Annotated in this window: 22 protein-coding genes and 1 pseudogene; 4 read left to right on the top strand and 19 right to left on the bottom strand. The window is 49.9% G+C overall.

All coding sequences use genetic code 11. The annotated features are described in order from the left end of the window. The 7 genes from LA360_RS31535 to LA360_RS21710 form a co-directional block, all read right to left on the bottom strand. Complete coding sequence (locus tag LA360_RS31535) at positions 1-81, bottom strand: hypothetical protein (protein WP_225537790.1); 81 nt, start codon at positions 79-81, stop codon at positions 1-3. A gap of 5 nt (positions 82-86) precedes the next feature. After that, positions 87-1,025, bottom strand: a complete 939-nt coding sequence (gene arcC / locus LA360_RS21735; RefSeq protein WP_022200618.1) for a carbamate kinase — start codon at positions 1,023-1,025, stop codon at positions 87-89. 48 nt (positions 1,026-1,073) lie between these two features. Continuing rightward, positions 1,074-2,165: an agmatine deiminase gene (gene aguA / locus LA360_RS21730; RefSeq protein ID WP_089775061.1), complete on the bottom strand. Its 1,092-nt coding sequence runs from the start codon at positions 2,163-2,165 to the stop codon at positions 1,074-1,076. A 60-nt stretch (positions 2,166-2,225) separates the two neighbouring features. Next, positions 2,226-3,653 carry an APC family permease gene (locus LA360_RS21725; RefSeq protein ID WP_022200616.1) on the bottom strand — a complete coding sequence of 476 codons (1,428 nt, stop codon included), beginning with the start codon at positions 3,651-3,653 and terminating at the stop codon, positions 2,226-2,228. Between the two features lie 26 nt (positions 3,654-3,679). Further along, positions 3,680-4,696, bottom strand: coding sequence for a putrescine carbamoyltransferase (gene ptcA / locus LA360_RS21720; protein ID WP_002594569.1), 1,017 nt, complete (start codon positions 4,694-4,696; stop codon positions 3,680-3,682). A gap of 313 nt (positions 4,697-5,009) precedes the next feature. Next, entirely contained in the window at positions 5,010-5,627 is a 618-nt protein-coding gene (locus LA360_RS21715; RefSeq protein WP_225537719.1) for a transposase, read from the bottom strand. Positions 5,628-5,764: 137 nt separating this feature from the next. Then, positions 5,765-6,259, bottom strand: a complete 495-nt coding sequence (locus LA360_RS21710; RefSeq protein ID WP_089776580.1) for a helix-turn-helix domain-containing protein — start codon at positions 6,257-6,259, stop codon at positions 5,765-5,767. Positions 6,260-6,422: 163 nt separating this feature from the next. Between LA360_RS21710 and LA360_RS21705 the strand changes: the two genes are divergently transcribed. After that, a complete protein-coding gene (locus LA360_RS21705; protein ID WP_022200615.1) occupies positions 6,423-7,421 on the top strand; it encodes a LuxR family transcriptional regulator in 999 nt (332 codons plus the stop codon). A gap of 111 nt (positions 7,422-7,532) precedes the next feature. On the opposite strand, the gene rpoC is transcribed toward LA360_RS21705, so the two are convergent. Further along, complete coding sequence (gene rpoC / locus LA360_RS21700) at positions 7,533-11,249, bottom strand: DNA-directed RNA polymerase subunit beta' (protein WP_170321130.1); 3,717 nt, start codon at positions 11,247-11,249, stop codon at positions 7,533-7,535. A 10-nt stretch (positions 11,250-11,259) separates the two neighbouring features. After that, complete coding sequence (gene rpoB, locus LA360_RS21695) at positions 11,260-15,144, bottom strand: DNA-directed RNA polymerase subunit beta (RefSeq protein ID WP_057571929.1); 3,885 nt, start codon at positions 15,142-15,144, stop codon at positions 11,260-11,262. Positions 15,145-15,469: 325 nt separating this feature from the next. On the opposite strand from rpoB, the gene LA360_RS21690 reads away from it, so the two are divergent. Continuing rightward, entirely contained in the window at positions 15,470-15,931 is a 462-nt protein-coding gene (locus LA360_RS21690) for a hypothetical protein (RefSeq protein ID WP_022201400.1), read from the top strand. Between the two features lie 77 nt (positions 15,932-16,008). On the opposite strand, the gene LA360_RS21685 is transcribed toward LA360_RS21690, so the two are convergent. Both LA360_RS21685 and LA360_RS21680 read right to left on the bottom strand, forming a co-directional pair. Continuing rightward, positions 16,009-16,434: a YwiB family protein gene (locus tag LA360_RS21685; protein ID WP_002585842.1), complete on the bottom strand. Its 426-nt coding sequence runs from the start codon at positions 16,432-16,434 to the stop codon at positions 16,009-16,011. A gap of 17 nt (positions 16,435-16,451) precedes the next feature. Then, complete coding sequence (locus LA360_RS21680) at positions 16,452-17,513, bottom strand: D-alanine--D-alanine ligase family protein (protein ID WP_022201399.1); 1,062 nt, start codon at positions 17,511-17,513, stop codon at positions 16,452-16,454. A gap of 120 nt (positions 17,514-17,633) precedes the next feature. On the opposite strand from LA360_RS21680, the gene spoIIR reads away from it, so the two are divergent. After that, on the top strand, positions 17,634-18,287 hold the full coding sequence (spoIIR, locus tag LA360_RS21675) for a stage II sporulation protein R (protein WP_022201398.1): 654 nt from the start codon (positions 17,634-17,636) through the stop codon (positions 18,285-18,287). Between the two features lie 4 nt (positions 18,288-18,291). On the opposite strand, the gene LA360_RS21670 is transcribed toward spoIIR, so the two are convergent. The 4 genes from LA360_RS21670 to LA360_RS21655 all read right to left on the bottom strand — a co-directional run bounded on the left by LA360_RS21670 (position 18,292) and on the right by LA360_RS21655 (position 21,025). After that, positions 18,292-18,495, bottom strand: a complete 204-nt coding sequence (locus LA360_RS21670; protein ID WP_022201397.1) for a hypothetical protein — start codon at positions 18,493-18,495, stop codon at positions 18,292-18,294. Then, complete coding sequence (locus LA360_RS21665; protein WP_002585838.1) at positions 18,495-19,202, bottom strand: GntR family transcriptional regulator; 708 nt, start codon at positions 19,200-19,202, stop codon at positions 18,495-18,497. The genes LA360_RS21670 and LA360_RS21665 overlap by 1 nt, the downstream gene beginning before the upstream one ends. A 24-nt stretch (positions 19,203-19,226) precedes the next feature. Then, a complete protein-coding gene (ispE, locus tag LA360_RS21660; protein WP_022201396.1) occupies positions 19,227-20,135 on the bottom strand; it encodes a 4-(cytidine 5'-diphospho)-2-C-methyl-D-erythritol kinase in 909 nt (302 codons plus the stop codon). 158 nt (positions 20,136-20,293) lie between these two features. Beyond that, positions 20,294-21,025 carry a YesL family protein gene (locus LA360_RS21655; protein WP_022201395.1) on the bottom strand — a complete coding sequence of 244 codons (732 nt, stop codon included), beginning with the start codon at positions 21,023-21,025 and terminating at the stop codon, positions 20,294-20,296. Positions 21,026-21,209: 184 nt separating this feature from the next. Here LA360_RS21655 and LA360_RS21650 point away from each other — a divergent pair, with 184 nt between their 5' ends. Beyond that, positions 21,210-21,881, top strand: a complete 672-nt coding sequence (locus tag LA360_RS21650; RefSeq protein ID WP_022201394.1) for a hypothetical protein — start codon at positions 21,210-21,212, stop codon at positions 21,879-21,881. On the opposite strand, the gene LA360_RS21645 is transcribed toward LA360_RS21650, so the two are convergent. The 4 genes and pseudogenes from LA360_RS21645 to LA360_RS31990 form a co-directional block, all read right to left on the bottom strand. After that, on the bottom strand, positions 21,820-22,569 hold the full coding sequence (locus tag LA360_RS21645; RefSeq protein WP_022201393.1) for a GNAT family N-acetyltransferase: 750 nt from the start codon (positions 22,567-22,569) through the stop codon (positions 21,820-21,822). The genes LA360_RS21650 and LA360_RS21645 overlap by 62 nt on opposite strands. An 82-nt stretch (positions 22,570-22,651) precedes the next feature. Continuing rightward, positions 22,652-23,170, bottom strand: coding sequence for a peptidylprolyl isomerase (locus LA360_RS21640; RefSeq protein WP_112481558.1), 519 nt, complete (start codon positions 23,168-23,170; stop codon positions 22,652-22,654). 899 nt (positions 23,171-24,069) lie between these two features. Continuing rightward, positions 24,070-25,386: pseudogene (locus tag LA360_RS21635) on the bottom strand (IS1380 family transposase); the annotation flags it as partial. Between the two features lie 340 nt (positions 25,387-25,726). Continuing rightward, entirely contained in the window at positions 25,727-25,843 is a 117-nt protein-coding gene (locus tag LA360_RS31990; RefSeq protein WP_368270457.1) for a putative holin-like toxin, read from the bottom strand. Between the last annotated feature and the right edge of the window lie 894 nt (positions 25,844-26,737).

Here is a 26,737-nt window from a genome sequence, read left to right as displayed (position 1 = left end):
TCACTCTTCTATGATTTCATATCTGAACCAGTCAAAATCAGTATGGTTATGTGATGTCTCATGTCCGGCAGAGGCATACATCCCCATCACAGGGCAATCCTAGTCCCGCTTTCCCCAATCATGGCTAAGGGAGCCTTTTCAAGGGATGAAATCACCGCATTCCTGCCCTTTTTGCTACGTGCAAATTCCATGGCTGCCTCTACTTTGGGAAGCATGCTTCCCGGTGCGAAGTGACCTTCGCGGCACAGGTTTTCCGCTTCCTCCACTGTGATTTCCTTCAATTCCCGCTGCTCCGGTTTTCCGTAATTTACCGCCACCCGATCCACAGCTGTCAGGATAAACAGGTAATCAGCGTCCACCAGCTCTGCCAGCTTGGCAGATGCAAAGTCCTTGTCTATGACAGCCGGTATACTTTCATAGTCACCATTCTCATCCAATATCACAGGTATCCCCCCGCCTCCGCAGGCAATGACAATGAATTCATGGTCCAGAAGGTTTAAGATGGAATCCCGTTCCGCAATATCCACTGGTTTGGGCGAAGCCACCATCTGACGGTAGCCTCTTCCCGCATCCTCCTTCATGTGCAGCTTTGGATTTTCCCTCATCATCTTCAGGGCCTCTTCCGCTGTATAAAAACTGCCAATGGGCTTCGTGGGATTCAGAAACGCCGGGTCATCCTTATCCACTACAATCTGTGTTACCACGGTTGCCACATGCCACGGCATTCCTTCCCTGCGCAGTTCCTTCTTGATTCCCTTCTGCAGATGGAACCCGATATAACCCTGGCTCATGGCCGTACACTCAGGTAATTCAAAGACAGGTACTTTTTCGTTGGCGGCACTGGCCGTATCAAATGCCTGGCGTATCATCCCTACCTGGGGTCCATTTCCATGACTGATGATAATCTCATGCCCCTGTTTAATCAGCCCGGTGAGAGCGGGTGCCGCATTGTCGATGCGCTCCTGCTGTTCCTTAGGCGTATTTCCCAGTGCATTTCCCCCAAGGGCGATTACAATTCTTGACATACTCCTATCTTCCTTTCTGTCATCTATTTTATTTCCGCTCCGGAATCCTCATGCCTTTGGCTGCTGCTGGGTAATGCAGTGGATGTTGCCGCCGCCCAAAAGGATTTCCCTGGCATAGATGCCCACCACCTCGCGGCCCGGGAAGCATTCCTCCAGTGTCCTTCTGGCCTTCTCATCATTCTCGTCATGGAACATGGGGAATACAACACCTCCATTGGCAATATAAAAGTTGGCATAGGATGCTGCCAGTCTGTCACCTTCCATGCGGGGAAGCGTGCCGTCCACAGCGTCGACGCCCTCGCTCTCTCCTCTGGTAATAAGGATGTTCTTAGGCAGCGTCAGCTTATGGATATTCAGCTTACGGCCCTTTGCATCTGTCTCCGCGCTCAACACCTCATATGCTTTCTGGCATATATCATACTGCGGGTCGTCCTTATCATCCGTCCATGCCAGGATTACCTGACCCGGGGCAATATAATGGATGATATTATCCACATGGCCGTTCGTCTCATCATTATAAATGCCATACGGAATCCAGATAATTTTCTCCAGGTTCAGATACTCCTTCAGCACATCCTCAATTTCCTTTTTTGTGAGATGGGAGTTCCTGCCCCCGCTTAACAGGCATTCTTCAGTCACAATCAGGGTGCCCTCGCCGTCCACATGGATAGAACCGCCTTCTAATATGAAATCATCCAGACGGTACCTGCCCTTGCGCTCAATGTCGCACACCTTTCTTGCCACATGGTCATCCTTATCCCATGGGAAATACAGACCGTCAACCAGTCCGCCCCAAGCGTTAAAGGACCAGTCAACACCCCTGACCTCGGTTCCATTGGTCACAAATGTGGGGCCACAGTCGCGAATCCAGGAATCATCCGTGGACATTTCCACAACACGTACATCTTCCGGAAGCTGGTATCTGGCATTGTCATACTGTGCATTGCTTACGCATACGGTTACCGGTTCAAAGCGGCTGATGGCCTTTGCCACCTCCACGAAGACCTTCTGTGCCGGTTTTGCTCCCAGTCTCCAGTTATCCGGTCTCTCAGGCCAGATAATCCAGCAGCCCTCATGTGGTTCAAATTCTCCCGGCATCCTAAAGCCATCCTGTTTTGGGGTCGTTGTATATGTTTTCATGTAAAATACCTTCCTCTCATTCTTTTTTCTATGGGCCCTGCCCGCTCACCAGGTCCGCTTCTACTCCGTTTCTGCCGCCTTCTTCATCCCGGCCGCAGTTCCGGCCTTTGTCACTTTACGTTTTCCGGCTGCCAGCATTTCTCCTATGCCAACGAACACAACGGAACCAATGGTAATAGGCAGTACTTCATTTAATGTCTGGGCATCAAAGCTCATGGGCACTGCTATAAAAATCAATGATATGACTATCATAATCATGGGAAGTGCTGCCAGCAACCTGAGGAATGTCTTGCTTCCGCCTACTTTAAATGGTCTCTCCGTCTCCGGGTCAATGGAACGCAGTCTCAGAAATGCCGGGAATACGGGCAGGTATGCTAGCAGGAACATCACCAAGTTCAGTGCAAAGAAGCTCCAGAACAAATCCTGGTTGGGCAGAATAGGCGCAAGGATGACAACCACGCTGGCCACAATACCATTCATCATTGCAGCGCCCACCGGCATGCTGTTTTTGACGCTCTTTTTAGCAAATACCTCCGGCATATCCCTCTGCTCAGCAGCATAGCTGGCCACATTGTTGACTCCCAGGGACCAGGAAATCATATTTCCAAACAGCGTCAGTACAAACATAACAGCCATGACGGAGATGAACAGACTGCCAGTCTTTCCGGTCAGAAGCTGAAGGCTGTCAATCAGCCCGCTGCTGGTGCTGACCTCGGCAGTGGGAATGGCCACGCCGATTCCGAAGGCTGAGAATATGTATATGGCCGCAATCACAAGACCGCCTGAAACAATAGCCTGCGGAATCTGTTTTTTCGGGTTCTCCATATTGTCCGCAAAGGTGCACACTACCTCAAATCCTAAAAAATTAAATAGAATCACGGAAATGAAGGACAGACTCTTTGCGTCAAAGGACGGCATCAGAGAAGCCGCCGTATACTGGTTGGCCACGCCATGGGTCACTGCCCCGTATATGCCCAGTCCCCCTACTATCACTGCCAACAGCACCTTAATCAGGGCTGCGCCGTTGAGAATCCACACGCTGTCACACACAGGGAAGAAGCTGATAGCTACAATCACCCAGATAAACGCCAGCTCTATAATTAGCGAAGGAATCACGCCAATGGGATGTCCTATGACGATACTGAACATATTCGGGCACATGACAGCCAGGGATGCCATCCACAGCGGAAAGTTAATCCAGTAATACCAGGAGACCCTGGTACCCCATTTGGCTCCGAACGCTTTCCTCACCCAGTCATACAATCCGCCTTCCCCGTCATAGGTGGTTCCCAGTTCCGAGGCAATAAGCCCGTAGGGCAGCAGGAAGGTGAGCATGAGGAAAATCCACCAGAAATACTGGGAGTTTCCGATTGCAGCCACAGGCGCCGCTGCTTCTGCCACGAATACAACACAGATAACGGACAGTATCGCATCCGTTAATTTAAATTTTTTCTTTCCTTGTGTTTCCGGCCTTGTGTTTTCAGCCATGTGTTTTGCCCCCTTTACTTGCTAAATTACAGCGCTTTCTTTAAGAATACTTCCAAATCCGCTTTTGCCTTTGCTTTTTCCTCTTCATCTGCTTTCTTCTCAGCCTGATTCAGGAAATATACCAGAAGTCCCCTCATAGCGGTCAGGCGATTCTCAGCCTCGTCAAATACAACGGAATATCCGGCATCAATCACTTCATTCACAACCTCTTCTCCTCTGGAGGCAGGCAGACAGTGCATGAATTTCACATGGGGAGCAGCCTTGGCCATCATGGCCGGAGTTACCTGGTATTTAGGATAGAAGATAGCCATCCGCTCCTCCTCGGACAGCTCTGCGTCGTACAGGCCGTACCATACATCGGTATATACAAAGTCAGCGTCCTTAAGCGCTTCATCTTCATTATCAGTAACCAGGAAGGTTCCGCCGCTTACCTTGCAGTTTGTCTCTGCGATTGCCCTGTGGTTTTCATTTAACTGGTAACCCTCCGGTCCGAAGTGCACGAAGTTCATTCCCATCTTGGTGGTGATGAACATTAAGGAAGCGCATACCTGGGTTGCGTCGCCTACGAATACCACCTTGCAGTCCTCTAATTTCTTACCCGCCGGCAAATGCTCAATCATGGTACATAAATCACCCATTTCCTGGGTCGGATGGTTATAATCGGACATTCCATTGATGACCGGGATTGAAGCGTTCTTAGCCAGATCTACCACGCTCTTGTGACGGTCCACACGTGCCATGAGGATATCTACCAGGCGGGAAAGCACTGCGCTTGTATCTTCGATTGTCTCATGTCCGCCCAGCTGAATCTGTCCGGGTGCCAGGTACTGTGCATGTCCGCCTAACTGCTGCATGGCTGTCTCAAAAGATACCCTTGTCCTGGTGGATGACTGCTGGAATATCATTCCCAGGGATTTGTTCCTTAATAATTGAGGATAGCAGCCCGCCTTGATGCATCTTTTAATCTTTAATGAAAGATTGATGATGTCCATTAGTTCCTCCTTGGTGAATTCGTTTGTGTCGATGAAATCTTTTACTGACATGTTGTTTCCTCCTGTATTATATTGTTTTTGCTCTGCCGGATGCTTCAGGGCTGTCCGGCGCCTTGTGACGTCATCATAGCCCCACGGGACCGAGTTTAAAATCATCCCCGGGATGGATTCAGAGATTGAGAAAATGACCAATTCTCAGCGGTCGAAAGTTTGATTTTACTCAGTCTTTTATAACAAATTATCTAAACTCCCCTAAACCTTTTATGAAATATGCACAATTTTTTCAATATTTTTCCAAATAAAACGTTTGATATATTTTAGATTTTTGGTATACTCTAGTACAGCATTGCTTAAATATCAGTGATTAAATTACTAATGGTATCCCGGCATATGTCCACTTAAATGGGTGTGCTGTAAGATTGTATTGTTCAATAAAGCGCAGGATGCTTGCTTCCAGTTCTTCTATTGATAGGTAGCTTTTCCGCTTCAGCAGCTTCCGGTTAATGATGCCAAACCATATCTCAATCTGGTTCATCCAGGAACTGTGTTTCGGAGTATAGACAAAGCGGATCCGGTGGGAAGGGTCATGCAGGAAATCCGCTCGGCTTTCCATACTTTTAAGGATCCCTGTTTTCCCTTTTTTGCCCAGTTCCACGCCAAGGGCACAGGCTTCTGCCACAAAGCGGACAAGGGCTTCCGATTTATGGGTGTTTAGGCCATCGCATATAAATGTCCATGGGGCTTGCGGGTCTGTCCCTACCAATGCTTTCACGGCTTCCACAAAATCCTCTTCTGTGCGTGTGGAGTTTAAATACGGCATTTCCATACGGCCCGTTGCAACATCAAAGAACCCGATGAGGCTGGTCGTGCCATGGCGGATATACTCAAACTCCATTTTGGCGCACTGGCCGGGTAATGGGAGCTTGTCAGGATATTTATGTTCCAGCGCTTGTACCCCGGTCATTTCATCCGTGGAAACAATGTGTGCACCTTCCCGGCTTTGTTCCTGGGCACTCTGGTACAGGCCGCAGATTTCGTTTACTTTCCGCGCAAAAGATTCCGGGGCTTCCGTCTTTTCCGAAGAATGAAGCCAGTAACGGATTTTGTGGGGATGTAAATCTACCTCATTTTTAAAAAACGGCTGACAGATTTCTCAGAAATCTGTTCAGCGATCCCCTGCTTTTTAATTTCTGCCACTAACAGCGGGAGACTCCACTGGCTTACTTCGTACCCAAAATCATTTGGGCTGCTGCAGGCAAGGTCGATGATCCGCATGATCTGGTCCGGCGTAAAAACAGACGGGGCACCGGGGCGTTTTTTATCGGACAGGACTGCCCGTATCTCATCTTCAAGCTTTTTCGGGTCGTCCATTTCAATCCTCCGCAAGGCTGGGAGCGCCGCGAGGAACCGACTGCGCCAGGTGGCAACATTATTATAATGAAGCCCGACCTGTGGTGCAATATTCTGGTTGAGTTCCCCCTGTGACGCAAGCAGGACAATGCTGGCTCTTTTGACCAGTCCTGACGGAAGGGAGCGGCTTTTTGAAAAAGCAGATAATATGTTTTTCATGGCATCAGATAAAACCGGGATAGTATCAATTGTTTTCCTTCGCATAATAACCCATCCATTCTTTAGTGATAGAATTATTATGCACCGACTACAATAAAAAAGCAACGTCTATTCATTATTATTTTGGCAATGCTGTACTAGTGTGTCACAGCATAAATGACAGCACATCAGCCACTGTCAAAAATGGTATACCAGCAGGAGGTAATCTATGGATATACTGATTTTCATCTATAATATTTTTCTGATTGTCCTTTACACAGTCGTTGTCACATCTTCCATCTTAAATTACAGCCACAAAAAAAGACCGCTGTTCGCAGTGACAGCCGCCCTATTTCTCTCTTACATATTTGATAATGTGATTATCTATATGACTGAATTCCTGGAGGATTTCTCCACCCTTTACGATCTTCAGTTCATGACCGTACCCGCCTTTAAAACATTGATTTATCTCGTATCCAACTACTGTCTGGTTACCATACAGAGACTGGTCCTTCCCGGTAGGCAGACTGTCCGGGACAGCGCTGCCCTGATTCTCCTGGGCCTGGCCCTGCTGTTCGCTCCCATGGCAGGAGGCGGAGCACTGAAGGTCTGGCTTTACTATCTTCCTGCCCAGATTTTTACATTTTACCTTGGGACCTCAGGGCTTTTATATCTGAGCCAATACCCGGAGAGCCTTGACAGGGAAATGGTCTCCTATAAAACCCTGCTGGGAGTAACCGTGATATTTTCCGTGCTGATTCTCATCGAAGACACCATAGTAATCTTTTCCTTTGATGTTTACTCCAATCCCATGGTCAAAATCAACAACCGCAGTTTATCCGAGGATATCATGAGTATCATATACTCCATATACGCCATCAAATACCTGACAAGGCAGCTTAGGCTTCCGCGTCTGGATGTAGGGGATGCCGGAACCATTTTCCAGGAAACGCCGCCTCCTTCTGTCCAGATTCCTCCGGACCAGGAAGATGCCGACACGGCCTTCCTCCACTTTGCCAATCACTATCAGCTGACCTCCCGGGAACAGGACATCTTGAAGATTCTTCTCACGGATAAGAATAACCAGGAAATCAGCGACGCGCTGTACATCTCCATCGGCACGGTAAAGACCCATATACATAACATTTTCCAAAAGGTAAATGTCACCAAGAGGAGCCAGCTTCTGCGAATCTACTATGAGTACAAAAGGAAAATGCCGTGGAAATAATTCTATGCTTCCATTTCTTCTAAATCCCGCTCTTTATCCCCCACTAAAAAATGCTCTGGAAAGAAACATATTTCGTTTCTTCCCAGAGCATTTTTGGTATAAGACTTCTATCTATTCTTCTTCCTCTATGGCATCGTCTTCCTCATCCACATCCGCCATATCGTCCATTCCCAGAACTTCCTCGGCAACATTGTCCTCTGTGAGTCCGCTGCCGCTCTCATCCTCGGAAGAGACTACCAGTTCATCGTCATCAGACAGCATGATCTCATCTGAAATCAAATCGTCTGTGTCCAGCTTCACCTTGCGGTAACGCTTCATGCCGGTACCTGCCGGAATCGGCTTACCGATGATTACGTTCTCCTTCAGGCCAATCAGGTGGTCAACCTTGCCGTTGATGGCTGCCTCGGTCAGAACCTTGGTGGTCTCCTGGAAGGATGCTGCTGACAAGAAGGAATCCGTTGCCAGGGATGCCTTGGTGATACCCAGCATGACCTGTCTGCCTTCTGCCGGCTTCTTGCCGTCGGCAATCAGGGCCTCGTTCATCTCGTTGTAATCCAGAACATCCATGGATACGCCCGGCAGCACATCGCTGTCGCCGCTCTCCTCAATCTTGATTTTCTTAAGCATCTGGTGAACAATCATCTCAATATGCTTATCGTTGATTTCCACGCCCTGGAGACGGTATACACGCTGTACTTCCTGGAGCATGTAATCCTGCACCGCACGGACACCCTTGATTTTCAGGATATCATGGGGGTTAATGCTGCCTTCTGTCAGCTCGTCGCCGGCTTCCAGCACCTGGCCGTCCATTACCTTGATTCTGGATCCGTAAGGAATCAGATAGGTCTTGGCGTTGCCGGTCTCATTGTCGGTTACCGTAATCTCGCGTTTTTTCTTTGTATCCTTAATCTGCACCACGCCGCCGAACTCGGTAATGATGGCAAGACCCTTTGGCTTACGGGCCTCGAAAAGCTCCTCCACACGGGGAAGACCCTGTGTGATATCGCCGCCGGCCACGCCGCCCGTATGGAACGTACGCATGGTAAGCTGTGTACCAGGTTCACCGATGGACTGTGCCGCGATGATGCCGACAGCCTCGCCCACCTGTACAGGCTGGCCCGTTGCCATGTTGGCGCCGTAACACTTGGCGCACACACCGATATGGGACTTACAGCTGAGGACGGTACGAATCTTTACAGACCCCCGTCCTGTCTTATTCAGCACCTTCATGACAGCAGCGGCGCGCTTCGGTGTACACATATGGTTAGCCTTGACCACAACCTCTCCCGTATCCGGGTCAGTGATGGTCTCAGCGATATAGCGCCCTGTGATTCTCTCTTCCAGGTCCTCGATTACTTCATTTCCATCCATGAAAGCCTTGATTTCCATGTATGGGATATCCCTGCCCTCGCAGCAGTCCACTTCACGGATAATCAAATCCTGTGATACGTCTACCAGACGTCTGGTCAGGTAACCTGAGTCAGCCGTACGCAGAGCCGTATCGGACAGACCTTTACGGGCTCCATGAGCCGAGATAAAGTACTCCAATACGTCCAGTCCCTCACGGAAATTGGACTTGATAGGAAGCTCGATGGTATGACCGGTGGTATCTGCCATCAGTCCCCGCATACCTGCCAGCTGCTTAATCTGCTTATCAGAACCACGGGCTCCGGAGTCAGCCATCATGTAGATATTGTTGTACTTATCCAGGCCGGTCAGCAGGTCGTGCGTCAGCTGGTCATCGGTGGTCTTCCATGTCTCGATAACCTCTTTGTAGCGCTCTTCCTCGGTGATGAGTCCGCGGCGGTAGTTTTTCGCAATGCGGTCCACTGTTGCCTGAGCTTCCTCAATCAGCTTTGGTTTGCTCTCAGGCACGGTCATATCGGAAATAGAAACGGTCATGGCCGCCCTGGTGGAATATTTATATCCAATGGCCTTGATGTCATCCAGGGTAACGGCTGTCTGGGTTGCGCCGTGTACGTTGATGACCTTCTCAAGAATCTGCTTTAACTGCTTTTTGGCTACGTGGAAATCCACTTCCAGCTTCAGCTCGTTCTCCGGGATGCTTCTGTCCACAAATCCCAGATCCTGAGGAATGATTTCATTGAAAATGAAACGTCCGATGGTGGAGTCAATGGTCCCCGTCTTCACAGTGCCGTCCGGCATGGTCTTGCTGACCCTCACCTTAACGCGTGAATGAAGGGTTGCCTCCTGGTTCTCATATGCCAGAATCGCCTCGTTGACGCTCTTAAATACCATGCCCTCGCCCTTTGCTCCCGGACGTTCCTGGGTCAGGTAATAGATACCAAGAACCATATCCTGGGAAGGAACAGCCACAGGACCGCCGTCTGAAGGCTTTAACAGGTTGTTAGGGCTTAAGAGCAGGAAACGGCACTCTGCCTGGGCCTCTACGGAAAGCGGCAGATGGACAGCCATCTGGTCGCCGTCGAAGTCAGCGTTGAAGGCCGTACACACCAGAGGATGAAGCTTGATGGCCTTACCCTCTACCAGGATGGGCTCAAACGCCTGGATCCCCAGTCTGTGCAGGGTAGGGGCACGGTTCAGCATGACGGGGTGCTCTTTGATAACATCCTCAAGCACATCCCACACCTCAGGCTGCAGTCTCTCTACCATCTTCTTGGCATTCTTTATATTGTGGGCGGTTCCGTTGGAAACCAGCTCCTTCATAACAAAAGGCTTAAACAGCTCAATGGCCATTTCCTTTGGAAGACCGCACTGGTATATCTTAAGCTCAGGTCCAACCACGATAACGGAACGTCCGGAATAGTCCACACGCTTGCCTAACAGGTTCTGACGGAAACGTCCCTGCTTACCCTTTAACATATCGGAAAGGGACTTAAGGGCTCTGTTGCCGGGGCCGGTCACAGGCCTGCCGCGGCGTCCGTTGTCAATCAGGGCATCCACTGCCTCCTGGAGCATACGCTTCTCGTTGCGTACAATGATATCAGGAGCGCCTAACTCCAGCAGTCTTGCCAAACGGTTGTTCCTGTTTATGATTCTTCTGTATAAGTCATTCAAATCAGAGGTGGCGAAACGTCCGCCGTCCAGCTGTACCATGGGACGGATATCCGGAGGGATGACAGGAATCACATCCATAATCATCCACTCAGGACGGTTGCCTGAGGTAAGGAATGCCTCCACTACCTCCAGCCTCTTGATGATTCTCGCGCGCTTCTGTCCGGTGGAATCCGCCAGCGCCCTTCTGAGTTCTGTGGAATCCTTTTCCAGATTAATGGCCCTCAGCAGTTCCTGGATGGCCTCGGCGCCCATTCCCACACGGAAGCCGCCGGTGCCGCCGTACTTCTCCACTTCCTCCCTGTACTCCTTCTCGGACAGGACCTGCTTATACTGCAGGCTGGTGGAGCCTGGGTCCAGAACGATATAGGACGCAAAGTACAGCACCTTCTCCAGCGTTCTGGGGGAGATGTCCAGAATCAGACCCATACGGCTGGGAATTCCCTTGAAATACCATATATGGGATACGGGAGCAGCCAGCTTAATGTGGCCCATACGCTCTCTACGGACACTTGCCTTTGTCACTTCTACGCCGCAGCGGTCGCAGATAACACCTTTATAACGAATCTTTTTATATTTACCGCAATGACACTCCCAGTCCTTACTAGGCCCGAAGATTCTCTCACAGAACAGACCGTCCTTCTCGGGCTTAAGTGTCCTGTAGTTGATGGTCTCCGGCTTCTTCACCTCGCCATGGGACCACTCCAGAATCTTATCAGGGGAGGCCAGACCAATCTTAATGGCATCAAATGTCATTGGATGATAAGTTTCATTAGTTTCTGGCATGAGCATTTACTCCCTTCTATTCTTCGTCTTCACCGTCAGCAGCTTCATCCAGGAATAAATCATCCTCGTCATCGGCCTCTTCGGTGTAATCATCGGCGCTTACATCTTCTTCCTCTTCCACAGCTACCAGCTCGCTATCCTTGAATTCCTGCTCCTGATAGCCAAACTGCGCATAGGATTCCTTCTCCTCGAAGCGGCGCTCCCCCTCTAACATGGCGCGCAGCTCTGTATCACCGTAATCGATATTCTCATTCATCTCGACCTCGGTGCCGTCATCCCTCAGTACCTGTACATCCAGGCCAAGGGACTGCATCTCCTTAAGGAGCACCTTAAAGGACTCCGGTACGCCCGGCTCAGGGATATTCTCTCCCTTGATGATGGCTTCGTAGGTCTTTACACGGCCCACAACGTCGTCGGACTTAACGGTCATGATTTCCTGCAGAGTATAGGAAGCGCCATATGCCTCCAGTGCCCAAACCTCCATCTCTCCGAAACGCTGTCCGCCGAACTGGGCCTTACCGCCCAGAGGCTGCTGTGTAACCAGAGAGTAAGGGCCGGTTGAACGCGCATGGATCTTATCGTCAACCAGATGGTGCAGCTTCAGGTAGTGCATGTGTCCGATGGTAACAGCGCCGTCGAAATATTCGCCGGTACGTCCGTCTCTCAGGCGGACCTTGCCGTCACGGCTGATGGGCACACCCTTCCAAAGCTCCCTGTGCTCTAAGTGAGCGCCCAGGTAGTCGATGACAGAAGGCTTCAGCAGGTCTTCATATTTAGCTTTAAATTCATCCCAGGACGTGTTCACATAATCGTTGGCCACTTCCAGGGTATCCATGATGTCGTTCTCGTTTGCGCCGTCGAAAATCGGGGTGGATACGTTGAAGCCCAGGGCCTTGGCCGCAAGGCTTAAGTGAATCTCCAACACCTGTCCGATGTTCATACGGGAAGGCACGCCCAGAGGGTTAAGCACGATGTCAAGAGGACGTCCGTTTGGCAGGAAAGGCATATCTTCAACAGGAAGCACGCGGGAAACAACACCCTTGTTGCCGTGACGTCCTGCCATCTTATCGCCCACTGAAATCTTACGCTTCTGGGCAATGTAGATGCGGACTGTCTGGTTCACGCCCGGCGACAGCTCGTCTCCGTTCTCCCTGGTAAATACCTTGGCATCCACGATGATGCCGTATGCGCCGTGAGGCACTTTAAGGGAGGTGTCGCGGACTTCCCTGGCCTTCTCGCCGAAGATGGCGCGCAGCAGACGCTCCTCCGCGGTCAGCTCGGTCTCGCCCTTAGGCGTAACCTTGCCCACCAGAATATCTCCCGCGCGGACCTCCGCGCCGATACGGATAATACCGCGCTCATCCAGGTCTTTCAGGGCATCCTCGCCCACGCCCGGCACATCGCGGGTAATCTCTTCCGGTCCCAGCTTGGTATCGCGGGCTTCCGCCTCATACTCCTCAATGTGGACGGAGGTATAGACATCTTCCTGAACCAGGCGCTCGGATAACAGGACCGCATCCTCGTAGTTGTAGCCCTCCCATGTCATGAATCCGATAAGCGGGTTCTTTCCAAGGGCAATCTCACCGTTGGAGGTGGACGGGCCGTCCGCAATTACCTCGCCGGCTTCCACATGGTCATTCTTATATACGATTGGCTTCTGGTTGTAACAGTTGCTCTGGTTGCTTCTCTTAAATTTGGTCAGGTGGTACACATCGCGGTTGCCGTCACTGTCCCTGCGGATGATGATTTCATTAGAAGCAGAGCGCTCTACCACACCTGCGTTCTTAGCTACCACACACACGCCAGAGTCAACAGCCGCCTTTGCCTCGATACCCGTACCCACGGCAGGGGCTTCTGTGGTCAGAAGGGGCACTGCCTGACGCTGCATGTTGGAACCCATCAGGGCGCGGTTGGCATCGTCGTTCTCCAGGAAAGGAATCATGGCCGTAGCAACGGAGAATACCATCTTAGGGGATACGTCCATCAGGTCAATGGTCTTTTTCTGGAACTCGGATGTCTCTGTACGGAAACGTCCGGATACGTTGTTGTGTATGAAATGGCCTTCCTCATCCAGGGCCTCGTTTGCCTGTGCCACAACGAAGTTATCTTCCTCGTCAGCGGTCAGGTACACCACTTCATCCGTTACCCTTGGGTTCGCCGGGTCCGTGGTCTTATCCACCACGCGGTAGGGAGCCTCGATAAAACCATACTGGTTTACCCTCGCATAGGTTGCCAGGGAGTTGATCAGACCGATGTTAGGACCTTCAGGCGTCTCGATGGGGCACATACGTCCGTAATGGGTGTAGTGTACATCCCGCACCTCGAATCCGGCACGGTCCCTGGACAGACCGCCAGGGCCCAGGGCGGAGAGACGGCGCTTATGGGTCAGCTCTGCCAGCGGGTTATTCTGGTCCATGAACTGGGACAGCTGGGAGCTTCCGAAGAACTCCTTCACAGCCGCAGTCACGGGCTTGATGTTGATTAAGGACTGGGGCGTAATGCCATCCATATCCTGGGTGGTCATACGCTCCCTTACCACACGCTCCATACGTGACAGACCGATGCGGTACTGGTTCTGAAGAAGTTCGCCTACGGCGCGGATACGGCGGTTGCCCAGATGATCGATGTCATCTGCGTTGCCCACCTGCTCCTCCAGATGCATATTATAGTTAATGGAAGCAAGGATATCTTCCTTTGTAATGTGCTTTGGAATCAGGTCGTGGATGTTCCTGCGGACAGCCTCCTTAAGAGCCTCCCCGTCGGTGCCAGCTTCTTCCAGAATAGAAGCCAGGGCCGGGTAATATACTAACTCCGTAACGCCCACTTCCTCCGGGGCAAAGGGCACATGGGCTGAAAGCTCCACCATCATGTTGGAGAGAACCTTCTGCTTCCTGTCGGGACCGTCCACCCATACAAAGGGAACAGCCGCGTTCTGAATCTTCATGGCAGATTCCTTGTCAAGCTTGGTGCCTGCCTCTGCCAGAATCTCGCCTGTGGCGGTGTCCACCACGTCCTCTGCCAGTACCTGTCCGTTAAGACGGTACTTAAAGGACAGTTTCTTATTAAATTTATATCTGCCGACTTTTGCAAGGTCATATCTTCTGGGGTCAAAGAACATGCTGTTAAGGAGACTTTCTGCACTGTCAACAGATAACGGCTCGCCGGGACGAATCTTCTTATATAATTCCAGAAGGCCATCCTGATAATTATCGGAGGTGTCCTTTCCGAAGCTGGCCAAGAGCTTTGGCTCCTCGCCGAAGAGTTCCAGGATTTCCGCATTGGTTCCGAATCCCAGGGCGCGAATCAATACAGTTACAGGTACCTTACGGGTCCTGTCTACACGTACATAGAATACGTCATTGGAGTCTGTCTCGTACTCCAGCCATGCGCCACGGTTGGGGATGACAGTACAGGTATACAGTTCCTTACCCACTTTATCATGGCCAATACCGTAGTAGATACCAGGGGAACGTACCAGCTGGCTGACAATAACACGCTCAGCACCGTTAATCACAAAGGAACCGGTATCTGTCATCAGGGGCAGGTCGCCCATGAAAATCTCGTGTTCATTCATTTCATCTTTATCTTTATTGTACAGTCTTACCTTTACCTTAAGTGGTGCAGCGTAAGTTGCGTCCCGTTCTTTACACTCTTCGATGGTATACTTTATATCATCCTTACACAATGTAAAGTCAACGAATTCCAGACTCAAATGGCCTGCAAAGTCCGCTATGGGAGAGATATCATCAAATGCCTCCTTCAGTCCTTCTTTTAAGAACCACTGGTAGGAGTCTTTTTGAATCTCAATCAAGTTAGGCATTTCAAGAACTTCTTTCTGTCTTGAATAGCTCATTCTTACGCTTTTCCCGGCCGGTACCGGACGTATTCTGCTTTTCTCCATTGACGTTTCACCCCTGTTTTCTAATTTGGTTCGCAATATTTCCATCTCAATCTGACGCCGAACCGGACGCCAGATGCAGCAAAATATCACTGTCGTTCTCTGTAATTGGGCGCCATACCACGTAAAACCGTACATGAGGGCGCAAAAAGCCCACGTCGCCACAATAGTGCACACTCCATAATAACACAGACCTGTCAAGGTGTCAAGGATTTTTACTTGCAATTTACCGCCTGAAATGATATACTATTATAGAATGTCCCCTGGGGTTGTAGATTGTTTAACGGGGGGAATGGTACTATAATTACATAGGTTGGAGGTAAACCCCATGGCTCAGACTATTTTAAATGTACTGATTGTCATTCTGGTCATTGCTCTTGTTGCCCTGGTTGTTCTCTACTTTCTGGGAAATAAGCTCCAGAAGCGCCAGGTGGAACAGCAGCAGTTGTTAGATGCAGCCGCCCAGACCGCATCCATCCTTGTCATTGACAAGAAAAAGATGAAGATTACCCAGGCCGGGCTTCCCAAAGCAGTGACTGACCAGACGCCCAAATATATGCGCTGGGCAAAGGTCCCTGTGGTCAAAGCCAAGATTGGCCCCAAGGTCATGACCCTCATTGCAGACGGACGCGTATTTGACTCCCTTCCGGTGAAAACCGAGGCCAAGGTTGTCATCAGCGGTATCTACATAACTGAGATCAAAAGCGTGAGAGGCGGCGCGATTCCGACTCCGCCAAAGAAGAAGGGATTCTTCGCAAGATTTAAAAAGGATAAGAAAGATAAGAAATAAAAAGAAGCGGCAGTCACGCCGCTTCTTTTTTATACTCTTTTACAATATCCTTCTACAGTTTCTTTTACTGCTCTCTGTCACTGCGGACAGGACTGGACATCCAGGCGGATGCTGCAATCAGACAGATGTTCATAATTGATATCCAGGGAATAATCCACATTCACCAAAAGACTGTCCGGTTCTTCATTTATTTTAATCCGGCTGGCCTGTATGCCTACCACCATATCGCCCAGGGGAGTGGTGTAGCATGAAAGATTCTTCTTGTTCTTCTCAAACTGCATGTGGGTGTTGGCGATTCCCTTTTTAATTATGTCCATTCCGGAAGGGGATATTTTGATTACGTTCTTGACTTTACCTGTAAAGCCTTCCATCATCTCTTCGTAGAGGATGTAATGCTTTCCATTCTTCTGATAATAATCTCCCCTTACTATCATCTCCACATCGGAGTCCTCTTCGTCTATCATCTGGATGCCACTGATTGTAATCAGCACGTCTTTTGTCATATTCCTTCCTCTTTCCCTTATGTGTATCGTTCCATCCCATGGGTCATCAGCATATCCACCAGCTGGTCCTTTGTAATCCCTCTGGCTTCCCACAGCATGGGGTACATACTGATGGCGGTAAAACCGGGCATGGTATTAATCTCATTAAATACCACTTCTCCGTCATCCTTTACAAAGAAATCCACTCTGGCCAGTCCATAGCCGTCCACTGCACGGAATATGTCCACAGCGGACTGGCGCACCCTCTCTGCCGCTCCTGCCGGCAGTTCCGGATCCGTCACTGTCCTGGATTCTTCGTTGTAATACTTGGCCTCAAAGTCGTAGAACTCTGCGGCGGCCAGTATCTCTCCTACGCCGGATGCTACTACCTCCTTAAGTCCGCCTCCGAATACGGCGCACTCAATCTCTCTGCCCGTGATGGTTTCCTCTACCAATATCTTACGGTCATGCCGGGCCGCCTCTAAAAGTCCTGCTTCCAGGGCCTGGCGGTCATCCGCCTTTGTCACGCCCCTGGAGGAGCCTGCATTGGACGGTTTAATAAATACGGGATAGGAAAAATGCTTCTCCACCCGTTCCACCACCGATTCCATATGCGCAAGCTGTTCCCTGTACACTGCCTCGTATGCTGCCTGGCGCACTCCCAGGTCATCCACGATAATCTTGGTGTACAGTTTATCCATAGACACCGCGGAGGAAAGGACCCCGCAGCCCACATAAGGTATCTTAGCCAGTTCCAAAAGCCCTTGGATGGTACCGTCCTCCCCGTAGAGCCCGTGAAGGACCGGGAACACCACATCCACCCTGACCTCGCGGACCGAATTTCCGTCCATGAGGAGGATGCACTTCTTCGTCGCGTCCGGCAGCAGGAGGGCTGATACAGTTCCGTCCCTCCAGGTACCGTTTTTTACATCTTCCGGCGAATTTGCCTTAATCCAGTGTCCGTCTTCTGTAATTCCTACAAGTAATACATCGTATCGCGTCCTGTCTATATGCTCAATGACATTGACAGCCGACATACAGGACACAATATGTTCTGATGACTGGCCGCCAAATATGACTGCAGCCTGAAGTTTACCCATGCTAGTCTCCTTAAACTCACTTATTTTAGTGATTGTTCTACGTTTATAGTATAACATATGTGGCAATAATTACAAACAGAAATTAAAACTGCATTAACGGCCAAGGAGGTCTTAAATCATATGAAATACAAAATAAGCCTGTGCATATCCGCACTTTGTTTTTTTACTGCATTTCTCATTCTTATGGCATCCCGCACCACCGGCGAGGAGGCCCTGGCATCCCGCATTGCCCCTGAAATCCTCCGTTTTCACGTCCTGGCGGAAAGCGACAGCGCCAGAGACCAGAATCTGAAGCTGGGTGTAAAGGGACTGGTCCTGGACTACATCCGTAGCCAGGTACCCGAGGACACGGACAAAGAACAGCTTGAACAGTGGATAGAGGGCAACAAAACCAGCATCGAGGCCATGGCCCAGGACTGGCTGGCAGACCAGGGGGCGTCCTATCCCGTAAAACTGGAATTAACAAGGGATTACTTTCCCACCAAGTCTTACGGGGACATGGTATTTCCCTGCGGAACCTATGACGCGGTCCGCATCACCATCGGAAGCGGAAAAGGCCGCAACTGGTGGTGCGTGCTCTATCCCTCCCTCTGCTACACCGATGCCATCCACGCAGTGGTGCCGGATTCCTCCAGAAAAACCCTGTCATCTCTTTTGGCGGAAGATGACTATGACGCTCTGTTATCCCCCCTGGGCAGGACAAAACAGCCGCAGCAAAAGCCGGAGGTTCACGTACGGTTCCGGCTCATGGATTTATTTCAAAAAAAGGGCTGAGCTTCTATTTCTTCCGGCTGTCCAGCATGTCCTGAAGCGCCTCGTCGCTCACGTCAATCCATACATCCTCTTCCTCCGCATTCAGTCCCAGATACCGGGCCAGAGTGCGGGGATCGTCGCTGTTATTCCAGCGGCTTACATACCGGTCGATCTCCTCAAAGGGAATCTCCCCTGACAGATACCGTTCCTTAAAGGTTCCTTCCCCCATTATTTCCTCCCCCGCACCGGTGCGGCCGGCTCCTGTTCCTGCTCCTTTATGTTGCGTGAAACCGTAATCTCCTGGTTGTCTATATGTTCCCTGGCCGCCTTTTTTGCCTCGGCTATGTTGCGGTTCTTAAGGGCGTTCAGAATGTGCTCGTGCTCCACCAGAAGCACCTGCCTTTTGTCCTCGTCCTTTATATATTCCAGGCGGTAGCGGTACATCTGCTCACGCAGGTTGCCTAACATCTGCACCAGCTTATCGTTGCGTGTCCCCTGGTAGATGACGTCATGATACTGCTCATCCGACTGGGCAATGCTCATGGCCTCTCCCCGGTCAATGGCATTTTTAAAGTTGCCCTGCACCCGTTCCAGTTCAGCCATGTCGTCCTCCGACATCCGCTGGCAGGCCAGCTCAATGGCCAGTTCTTCCAGGGATCGGCGCACCTCCAGAACATCCCGCAGGCTCTTCTCAGATATCTTGGCCACCTCAGCGCCCTTTCTGGGAATCATAAGCACCAGGCCCTCCAGCTCCAGCTTGCGGATAGCTTCCCTGATCGGGGTTCTGCTGACGCCTAATTTTTCTGCCAGCTGAATTTCCATCAGCCTTTCCCCCGGAGCCAGCTCTCCCTTCAGTATGGCCTGACGCAGGGTGTTGAACACCACATCCCGGAGCGGAAGATACTCGTTCATATTAACCTTAAAATTATTTTCCATTTTAAAATGCCCCCTTTTCCTGCATTATACTCTGTCCTGCCCATTTCTTTTCACATTAAAGAAATTGGTCAGATACACCTGTTTTGCCAGCTCCGACGCCTTGCCGAAACGCAGGTCCTCGTAGGCTGCCTGCGCCGCCCTCGGATTGGCAAAAAGCCCGAATACCGTGGGACCGCTTCCGCTCATCATTGCCCCCAGAGCCCCATAGTCACGCATGACCTGTTCAATCCTTGAAATGGCCGGATATTTCTCTCCGGTCACCAGCTCCAATACATTCCCGAACCGGCCTGCCACCTCCCGCAGATTCTGGCTGCGGATGGCGTCTATCATACCGTCTATGTCGGGATGGTCCGAAGGCATAAGCTTCATAGCGTCCAGACTCTCGTACACCACCTTGGTGGACACGCTGATACCCGGCTTGGCTATGAGCACCTGGCACTGGGGCATGGGAGGCAGGGGCGACAGCTTCTCGCCAATTCCCTCAGACAGGGCGGTTCCCCGCATAAGGCAGTAGGGGATGTCCGCTCCCAGGGTCACGCCTCGCTCCATCAGCTCCCCGGTGGACAGGCCCAGGCCGAACATTTTATTGACTCCAAAGAGAACGGAGGCAGCGTCCGTACTTCCTCCCGCCATGCCTGCTGACACGGGGATGAACTTGCGCAGATGGATGGACAGGCCCTGGCGTATGCCGAACTCCTCCATCAGCAGCCCGGCCGCTTTATGGGCAAGGTTCTGCTCATTATCCGGCAGATAAAACAGGTTGGTCTCTATCCTGATGCCCGGCTCCTGGGTGGCGTACAGGTCAATCCGGTCGTGAAGCCCCACGGTCTGCATGATCATCCGCACCTCATGATAGCCGTCCTCCCTCCGGCCCAGCACATCCAGAGCCAGGTTAATCTTTCCATATGCTTTTAAGCGTAAGTGTTTTATCATACGCGGACTCCCCTCTATGTACATTGTTCATATTTCTGTTTTTATAATACATTATATTGTATACAATACTTTCACTTTATTTGCAAGTGGAAATTGCAGAAAAATACAGAAAACCGGCAGAAATTTTCCGGCCGGTTTTACTAATAGTAATAATCAGATTATTTCCCCTTCAGATTCCGAATTGCTTCCTTCATCTCCTCATCCTCTTCACCCAGCAGAGGGGTGGCATCCGTGTGATTCTGTTCTTCTTCTTTGGGCATATATTTTCCGAAAATAGCAGTAAAGAAATATGAGTTCACAAAGGCAATGAGAGGCATCCCAAACAGGAATAAAAGCATGGCAAACTGCGGGAAATAAAACAATCCAAAGTATGCGGCTGCCACGATTCCCAAATCAGTGGCCAGTATCCCGATTGTCTGGAACAAATGGCGCACGGACATAAAAAATGCATTGAACAGGGTCCGCTTAACCGGATTATAAAACCTGGCCTGAAGCGGGAACACATACGTAATAATAAACAGGTAAATCAGAAGCAATCCGCCGGAGACCGCGGTCATGGCTGTCTTAGCCGCGCCGTTTAAAGGCATCTGTCCCGACACAAAGAACCAGAAATCAAAGCCCAGCACGATTCCCGCCGCCAGCAGGATAAGCCAGATGGCTGTTGCCTGTTTGAAGTTGCTCTTAAAAGACCGGAAAAAGGACCGTATGGTGGAATCATCCTCATCCCGCACCAGCTTTAAGGTCACATAGTAGACGGCAGTGGCGGAGGCGCCGGCTGTAAACACAGGGATGGAACAGACAATCCACAAAATGTTCAGTATGATTAAGTCTCCCAGCTTTCCTATGAACCGCCACACCGGATTATCGTAATTAAATATACCTTGCAACATAAGTATTCCTCTTCTCTCTGTAAATACACCTGGTGATATTCTATCATATTAAACGGAAAATGCAAAGGGCTGCTCTGATTTCATGAAATTTTTATATTCTCCTCAGGGCCGGATGTGGTATACTTACATGAAACGGCCTGTCCGTGCAAATACAGCAGAGAGAAACGGAAGGAATGCATAAGCTATGTCCATCAGAGAAGAAGCAGAAAACGAACGGCAGAAACTGAAAAACATGACCTGGAGGGACCGGACCTGGTATGTGTGGGAATATTATAAGTTCCACCTCCTGGGCGTAATTCTGGCCATCGGGGTCCTAAGCACCATAGGCACCATGATATACCGCCAGACCTTTACCACCCGCCTGTCCGTGGCCATTATCAACGATCGCTCCGGAGGCGCCGGCTCCAGCGCTCAGCTGGAATCAGATCTGCGGAAATACCTGGGATGCGGCAAAAAGGACCTGATTGAAATAAACGAGGGCCTGATGGTGGATTTTAATGAGGAATCCACCTCCCAGTACGGATATGCCACCCTGGCCAAAATATCCGCCCTGGCAGCCAGCGAAAGCCTGGATGTGGTCATCGGGGACCAGTCCGCCATAGACCACTACGAGACCATATCCGCATATCAGAACCTGGAGGAATTGCTTTCTCCTGAGCTCTATGCGCGGGTGAAGGACCATATCTACCAGGCAAAGGACGGGGAGGGAAACCCTACTCCTGTTGCCCTGTCCCTGGAGGACACTGCCTTCGGAGAAAAGACGGGCATCGTCATGGATCCCCCTTACCTGGCCATCATACAGGGCTCTCCCCATAAAGAAGCTGCCCTTCAAATGATTGAATATCTGTTTCCATAAGACACGTCATTCCCAGGCCTTCCGCCACCCTGCGGGAGGCCTGGTTTTCTCTGCGGATCAGGGCGCAGAGCCGCACCTGAAGCACCTCATGGCTGTAACCGGCAATGGCCGACACAGCTTCCGCGCAGTATCCCATCTGCCGGTAAGGCAGGAAAATATGGTACCCCAATTCCAGCCAGGGAACGGACTGTCCCAGGGAGTCCAGACAATCCTCCATCTCCCCTGCGAGTCTGGGATTGGACACTCCCGCCAGCCCCACCAGAACCTGGTCTTTCCTGCGTACCAGGGCCCATGTGCCATACTCATAAAAGCCGTACTGGTACCTGCGATACAGTTCCAGCGTCTCCCTTGAACGGAATATGGCCTCCTGGGGCCCGTACTCCTCCTCCGGAATATAACCGGCGTCATCCGCGGTCAGTTCCCGTATGAGAAGCCTGGACGTCCTGCATATATTCCACGGAAGCCCCAGATGGCGGCGTATTACCAGCTCCAGCAGCTCGTCCGTGGCATCCTTAATGTCCGGAATCACATAGGGAATCCCCTTTATGTCCCAGATATCCGCCCCCTCACGTTCAACGCCGACAACGGCCCTCCCGGCAGCCTTCGCCGCCAAAAGGGCCTCGGGTTCGTCTGATATGACTGCTGTGCAGGTTTTTCCATCTAAACTGATACTGCGCTCTGCTACCATATTACCGCCTCATTGTCATATTGCTGTCCCATCGACGTATGGCCTCCGCTTTGCTGAAGGATGCCGTGAATGACAATTCCTATCAGCACTTCTCCGGTTCCGGATAGTCCACCCCAAAGGTATCCACTGTCATGGACTTAATCTTCTGCTCCTGGAGGGGACGGTCACTGTAATCAGTCCGTACACCCGCGATTTTATTCACCACGTCCATGCCTTCCGTCACTTTTCCATAGGCTGCATATGAGCCGTCCAGGTGCGGTGATGCTTTGTGCATGATAAAGAACTGGGAGCCGCCTGAATTGGGGTGCATGGCTCTTGCCATGGAAAGTACGCCCTCTGTGTGTACCAGATCGTTCTTGACGCCGTTCTGTGCGAATTCTCCCTTGATAGAGTAGCCCGGGCCGCCCATACCCGTGCCGTCCGGGCAGCCGCCCTGAATCATGAAGCCGTTTATGACCCTGTGGAAAATCAGTCCGTCATAATATCCTTTTTTTACAAGGCTGATGAAATTGTTCACTGTATTAGGAGCTATATCCGGGTATAACTCTGCTTTCATTACATCTCCATTTTCCATGGTTATGGTAACTATAGGATTTGCCATTTTGTCTTTCTCCTTTTTCAATTAGAATCTTTATCCACTATAGCAAATTCCGCCGGCTTTGTCCAGCACGGCTTATCTTTAAACCGCCTCTGTTATTCTTCCCCTGTTTTCCGGTATACTATGACGGAGGGCCTGCGTTCCTCTGTCCGTATCATCCCCTGGTCCTGGTCTCAGTCTTTGCCCTTTCCATCTGGAATGAAGCCAAGCTTCAAACCGATTTCGGACGGCTCTACCCAGGAATACTTAACAGATGTAACCTCCCAGCTATCCCGTGATATCCGGGATTCCATTAATAATAAGATAACCCATTACAGACATACAGCAAATGCAGAGAGATATGGCCGAATGCCAGATACAGGGAGCTTTTAAAGGACATGGAGCCCTGCACCTATTCCATTGTGCTGCTGAATGTCCGGGGATTTAAGATAGTCAACGAGCAGTTCGGCATCCGGAGCGGCAATCATACTCTCTCCTAAAAGGACACTCTGGCTCTGAATCTCTATCTTCTGGACTTGACTAAGACTGAAGTGGCCTCTTCCTATTACGATATTTACCTTGGACATTATAAAACCAGTGAAGGAAATGTGTTTTGGATTCCTATGGCTGGTACGGTAGAGGGTATTGTTGCCAATAAAGGGGAATGGGAATTGAAAGCTTGGCTTCTGTGGACGGGAGCGTCTGGAAAAAGATTATGAAAGCGGAAAGCCACATCAGCTGGCCCCCAAGATATGGCTTCCTGCCTTTACCCTGAATCCGTGAAACTGGTTGTTTTATGATGCTAATCCCAAATCGGATTGGCTTATTCTTGATAAATAGTTCTTCAAAGACAGTATTTTAATGTATCTGGATTGATTTTGGTTCCAAATGACGGTTAGTAACACTAGAAATCCTTTCAAAAGGGCATGCTCTGTAACGTGACTTGCCATCATGATCATATTACCAATCACCGTGCGCAGCCTTCTGCGCCTGACTTTATGTTTTGTCTTTGTGCCCTTCCTGCCGATGCTTTCCTGTCCGATCATCCGCAGAATGTTATAGGCCAGGATTGCCAGTTCCAGTACCAGCTCATTGGTCTCAAATTTGCCGGATGGCAGCCGCTCCATATCCATATCGGTCTTGATCTCGCTATGGAACTGCTCACATTCGCCGTGGGCATGGTAGAGTCCTATGACTTCGCGGTCCGTCATTCCAAGGTTTGTCCACCAGGTATTGACTTCAATGTCGCCTTCCAGAAGGAACTGGCCATATTTATCAATGGTACGGTTTATGATCTCGTACCCGGCACGGACGGTGATGGTTTTTTCCGTATCATCCGCTGTTTTATAGGAAACCGGTTTCCAGTCGCTGCCGATATAGACGGTTTTCCCTTCACGGGGAGTTTCGATATCTTGGCTGTATTCCTGTGCCATCTGCAGCCAGTCCTCTTTGCTTTCCCTGCGGAGGTTGCGTTTTATGACGAAATAACAGCCCGCTTCCACCAGGATACCGATATTCTCTGCGGCATCGTTTCCTGAATCAAGGCGGATCAGGAGCGGTTCATCCGTAATCTCCCTGCACATACGGATGGTTTCCCGTAAAAACTCAGGGGTATGCTTCTGGCAATGCTGTTTTCCTTCCCGGAGTTCACAGTTGACCAGATAGCCCTCCGTTCCAATATATGCCATTATCGGCGCATAGCCGTCACATCCCTTATAAGTTCTGGAGACACCCTGATTTTTGGTCTTGGAATTATCAAAGGGCGTGACATCAATATCCACAGGCACATAACCGTTCGGGAGTTTTCCCGGTACAATGCCATTATCCCTGAGCATCTTGATGTTTTCCGCAAGGATATAAGAACGCATGGATGAGCCAATGTCATCCATCCGCTGGCGCAGCGTCTCCTCAGAAGGGATGCTTCTGACAATGCCAAGTGCGTATTTGTAAAAATCCGGGTCGTCATCAAACTCATGGACGGACTCATAAGCAGGTTTCCCCATGGTGAGAAGTCCGATATAAGTGAGCAGGACATCCCCGTTCTTGATCTGGTGCTGTGAACGGTTTGGGGTGACATCCATACGGTTGCACCGCTTTACGAAGTCGCTTTTGCCGAGAATGGCACCGACAACTGCAAGGCCGCTGGCTGGGATGAGCCGCTCATTGGTAAACTCAATTTTTATCTTTTTCATGATGACTGCCTCCATAGTTTTCTTATGGAATATTGTATCAGAAAACATCACCAAATGGGTGATATTGTTAATATTTTTAAAAGTATCGACAGACCGCATAAACAAAGTGATTGCAGCATGAAATAATAATTAAACTCCACGGATTAAGGTCATTTCTTAATTTTTAAATTTCGTCACTTTGACGATATTGATTTAGGGCACCTGTGAACTGTAACCCGGCGTGAGGATTTGGACGGAAATTTCTAAGAATCACTTGAATTTAGGAACTTGATTGATTATAATAGAAGTGTAAAAGAAAGCACCCACTCCAAAAGTGGATGCTCCCAGTAGATTACTTAAATGTCCTTATGGACACCGCCTACCCTGTGGATCAGACAGGGTGGGCATTTTATTTACGCTTATTTCTCTTATCGAGAAAGGCGATAATCGCTACAATCAAGCTGCCAAAGGATATGAGTAGAGCTAGTATCCCTATGAAGATTGAAATAATCTCGTATGCTGTCATGGGCGCTACCTCCTTTCCTATGTATTCCGGCGAACCGTTTTTACTAAGTCTGGGAGGTTCCACTCCTGTCGTGAGTGCTTTCCTAATGTTTATTTTAACATGGGAACATACGTTTTGCAAAGATTATATTTTCTTTTTGTTTCTACTTAGCTGAATCAAAAACCGCATAAAACCGCCTGTCAGATAATCTAAAAAATCTATCTCCTGTTCATCGGCTGTATTGTTATGTTTAGCTTCATTATTATTGTATGTTGTATAGTAAGTAAACAGTGTAGTATACATGTTGGAACTGTGAGTGAAAAACCAGAAAAAAAGCAGAAGTACTCGGATTGTTAAGTCCTGATACTTCTGCTTTGATTTTACTTTGTTCTATTTTCGACTGAACAATGAGTGGGAAGTCGGTGGGAAGGAGACAACTTCCTGTCAAGGTGCGAGTGAAACCCGCCCTTTTGTCCCACTGAAAACAGCCTTTTCCTTTTTCGCTCTTTTCTTCCTTTTTATATTTTCAGACATGCTTTTTTCTGCCTTGTTCTCTGCTCTTTTTCCGGCTTTGGTGCAGCCACACTATTTGAGACTGTCACAGCCAAAGGACAAGAACAAAGACAGTTTACCGTTTGTTTGTATTGGTCTTTAGGTTGAATTTTCCTTGTAAATACGTTGTTTCCGGGTGTTTTCCTTTTCAGCTTTTCTTTCCAATTTGCTCTTTCTTCTTTTGAAAACAGAGAGAAAACTAAGGGCAAACGGCAGATGGGACCGGGAGTGAAAAACCGGAAAACAAAAAGCAGAAGTACCCGGATTGTTAAGTCCTGATACTTCTGCTTATGTTTACTTTGTTCTATTTTCGGCTGGACAGTGAGTGTGAAGCCGGTGGGAAGATAACAAAGTAATCAGGAT

It is taken from the genome of Enterocloster clostridioformis (assembly GCF_020297485.1).
GTDB lineage: Bacteria > Bacillota > Clostridia > Lachnospirales > Lachnospiraceae > Enterocloster > Enterocloster clostridioformis.
Note: the sequence above shows the minus strand (reverse complement) of the source record. Positions and strands in the feature narration are given on the sequence as shown.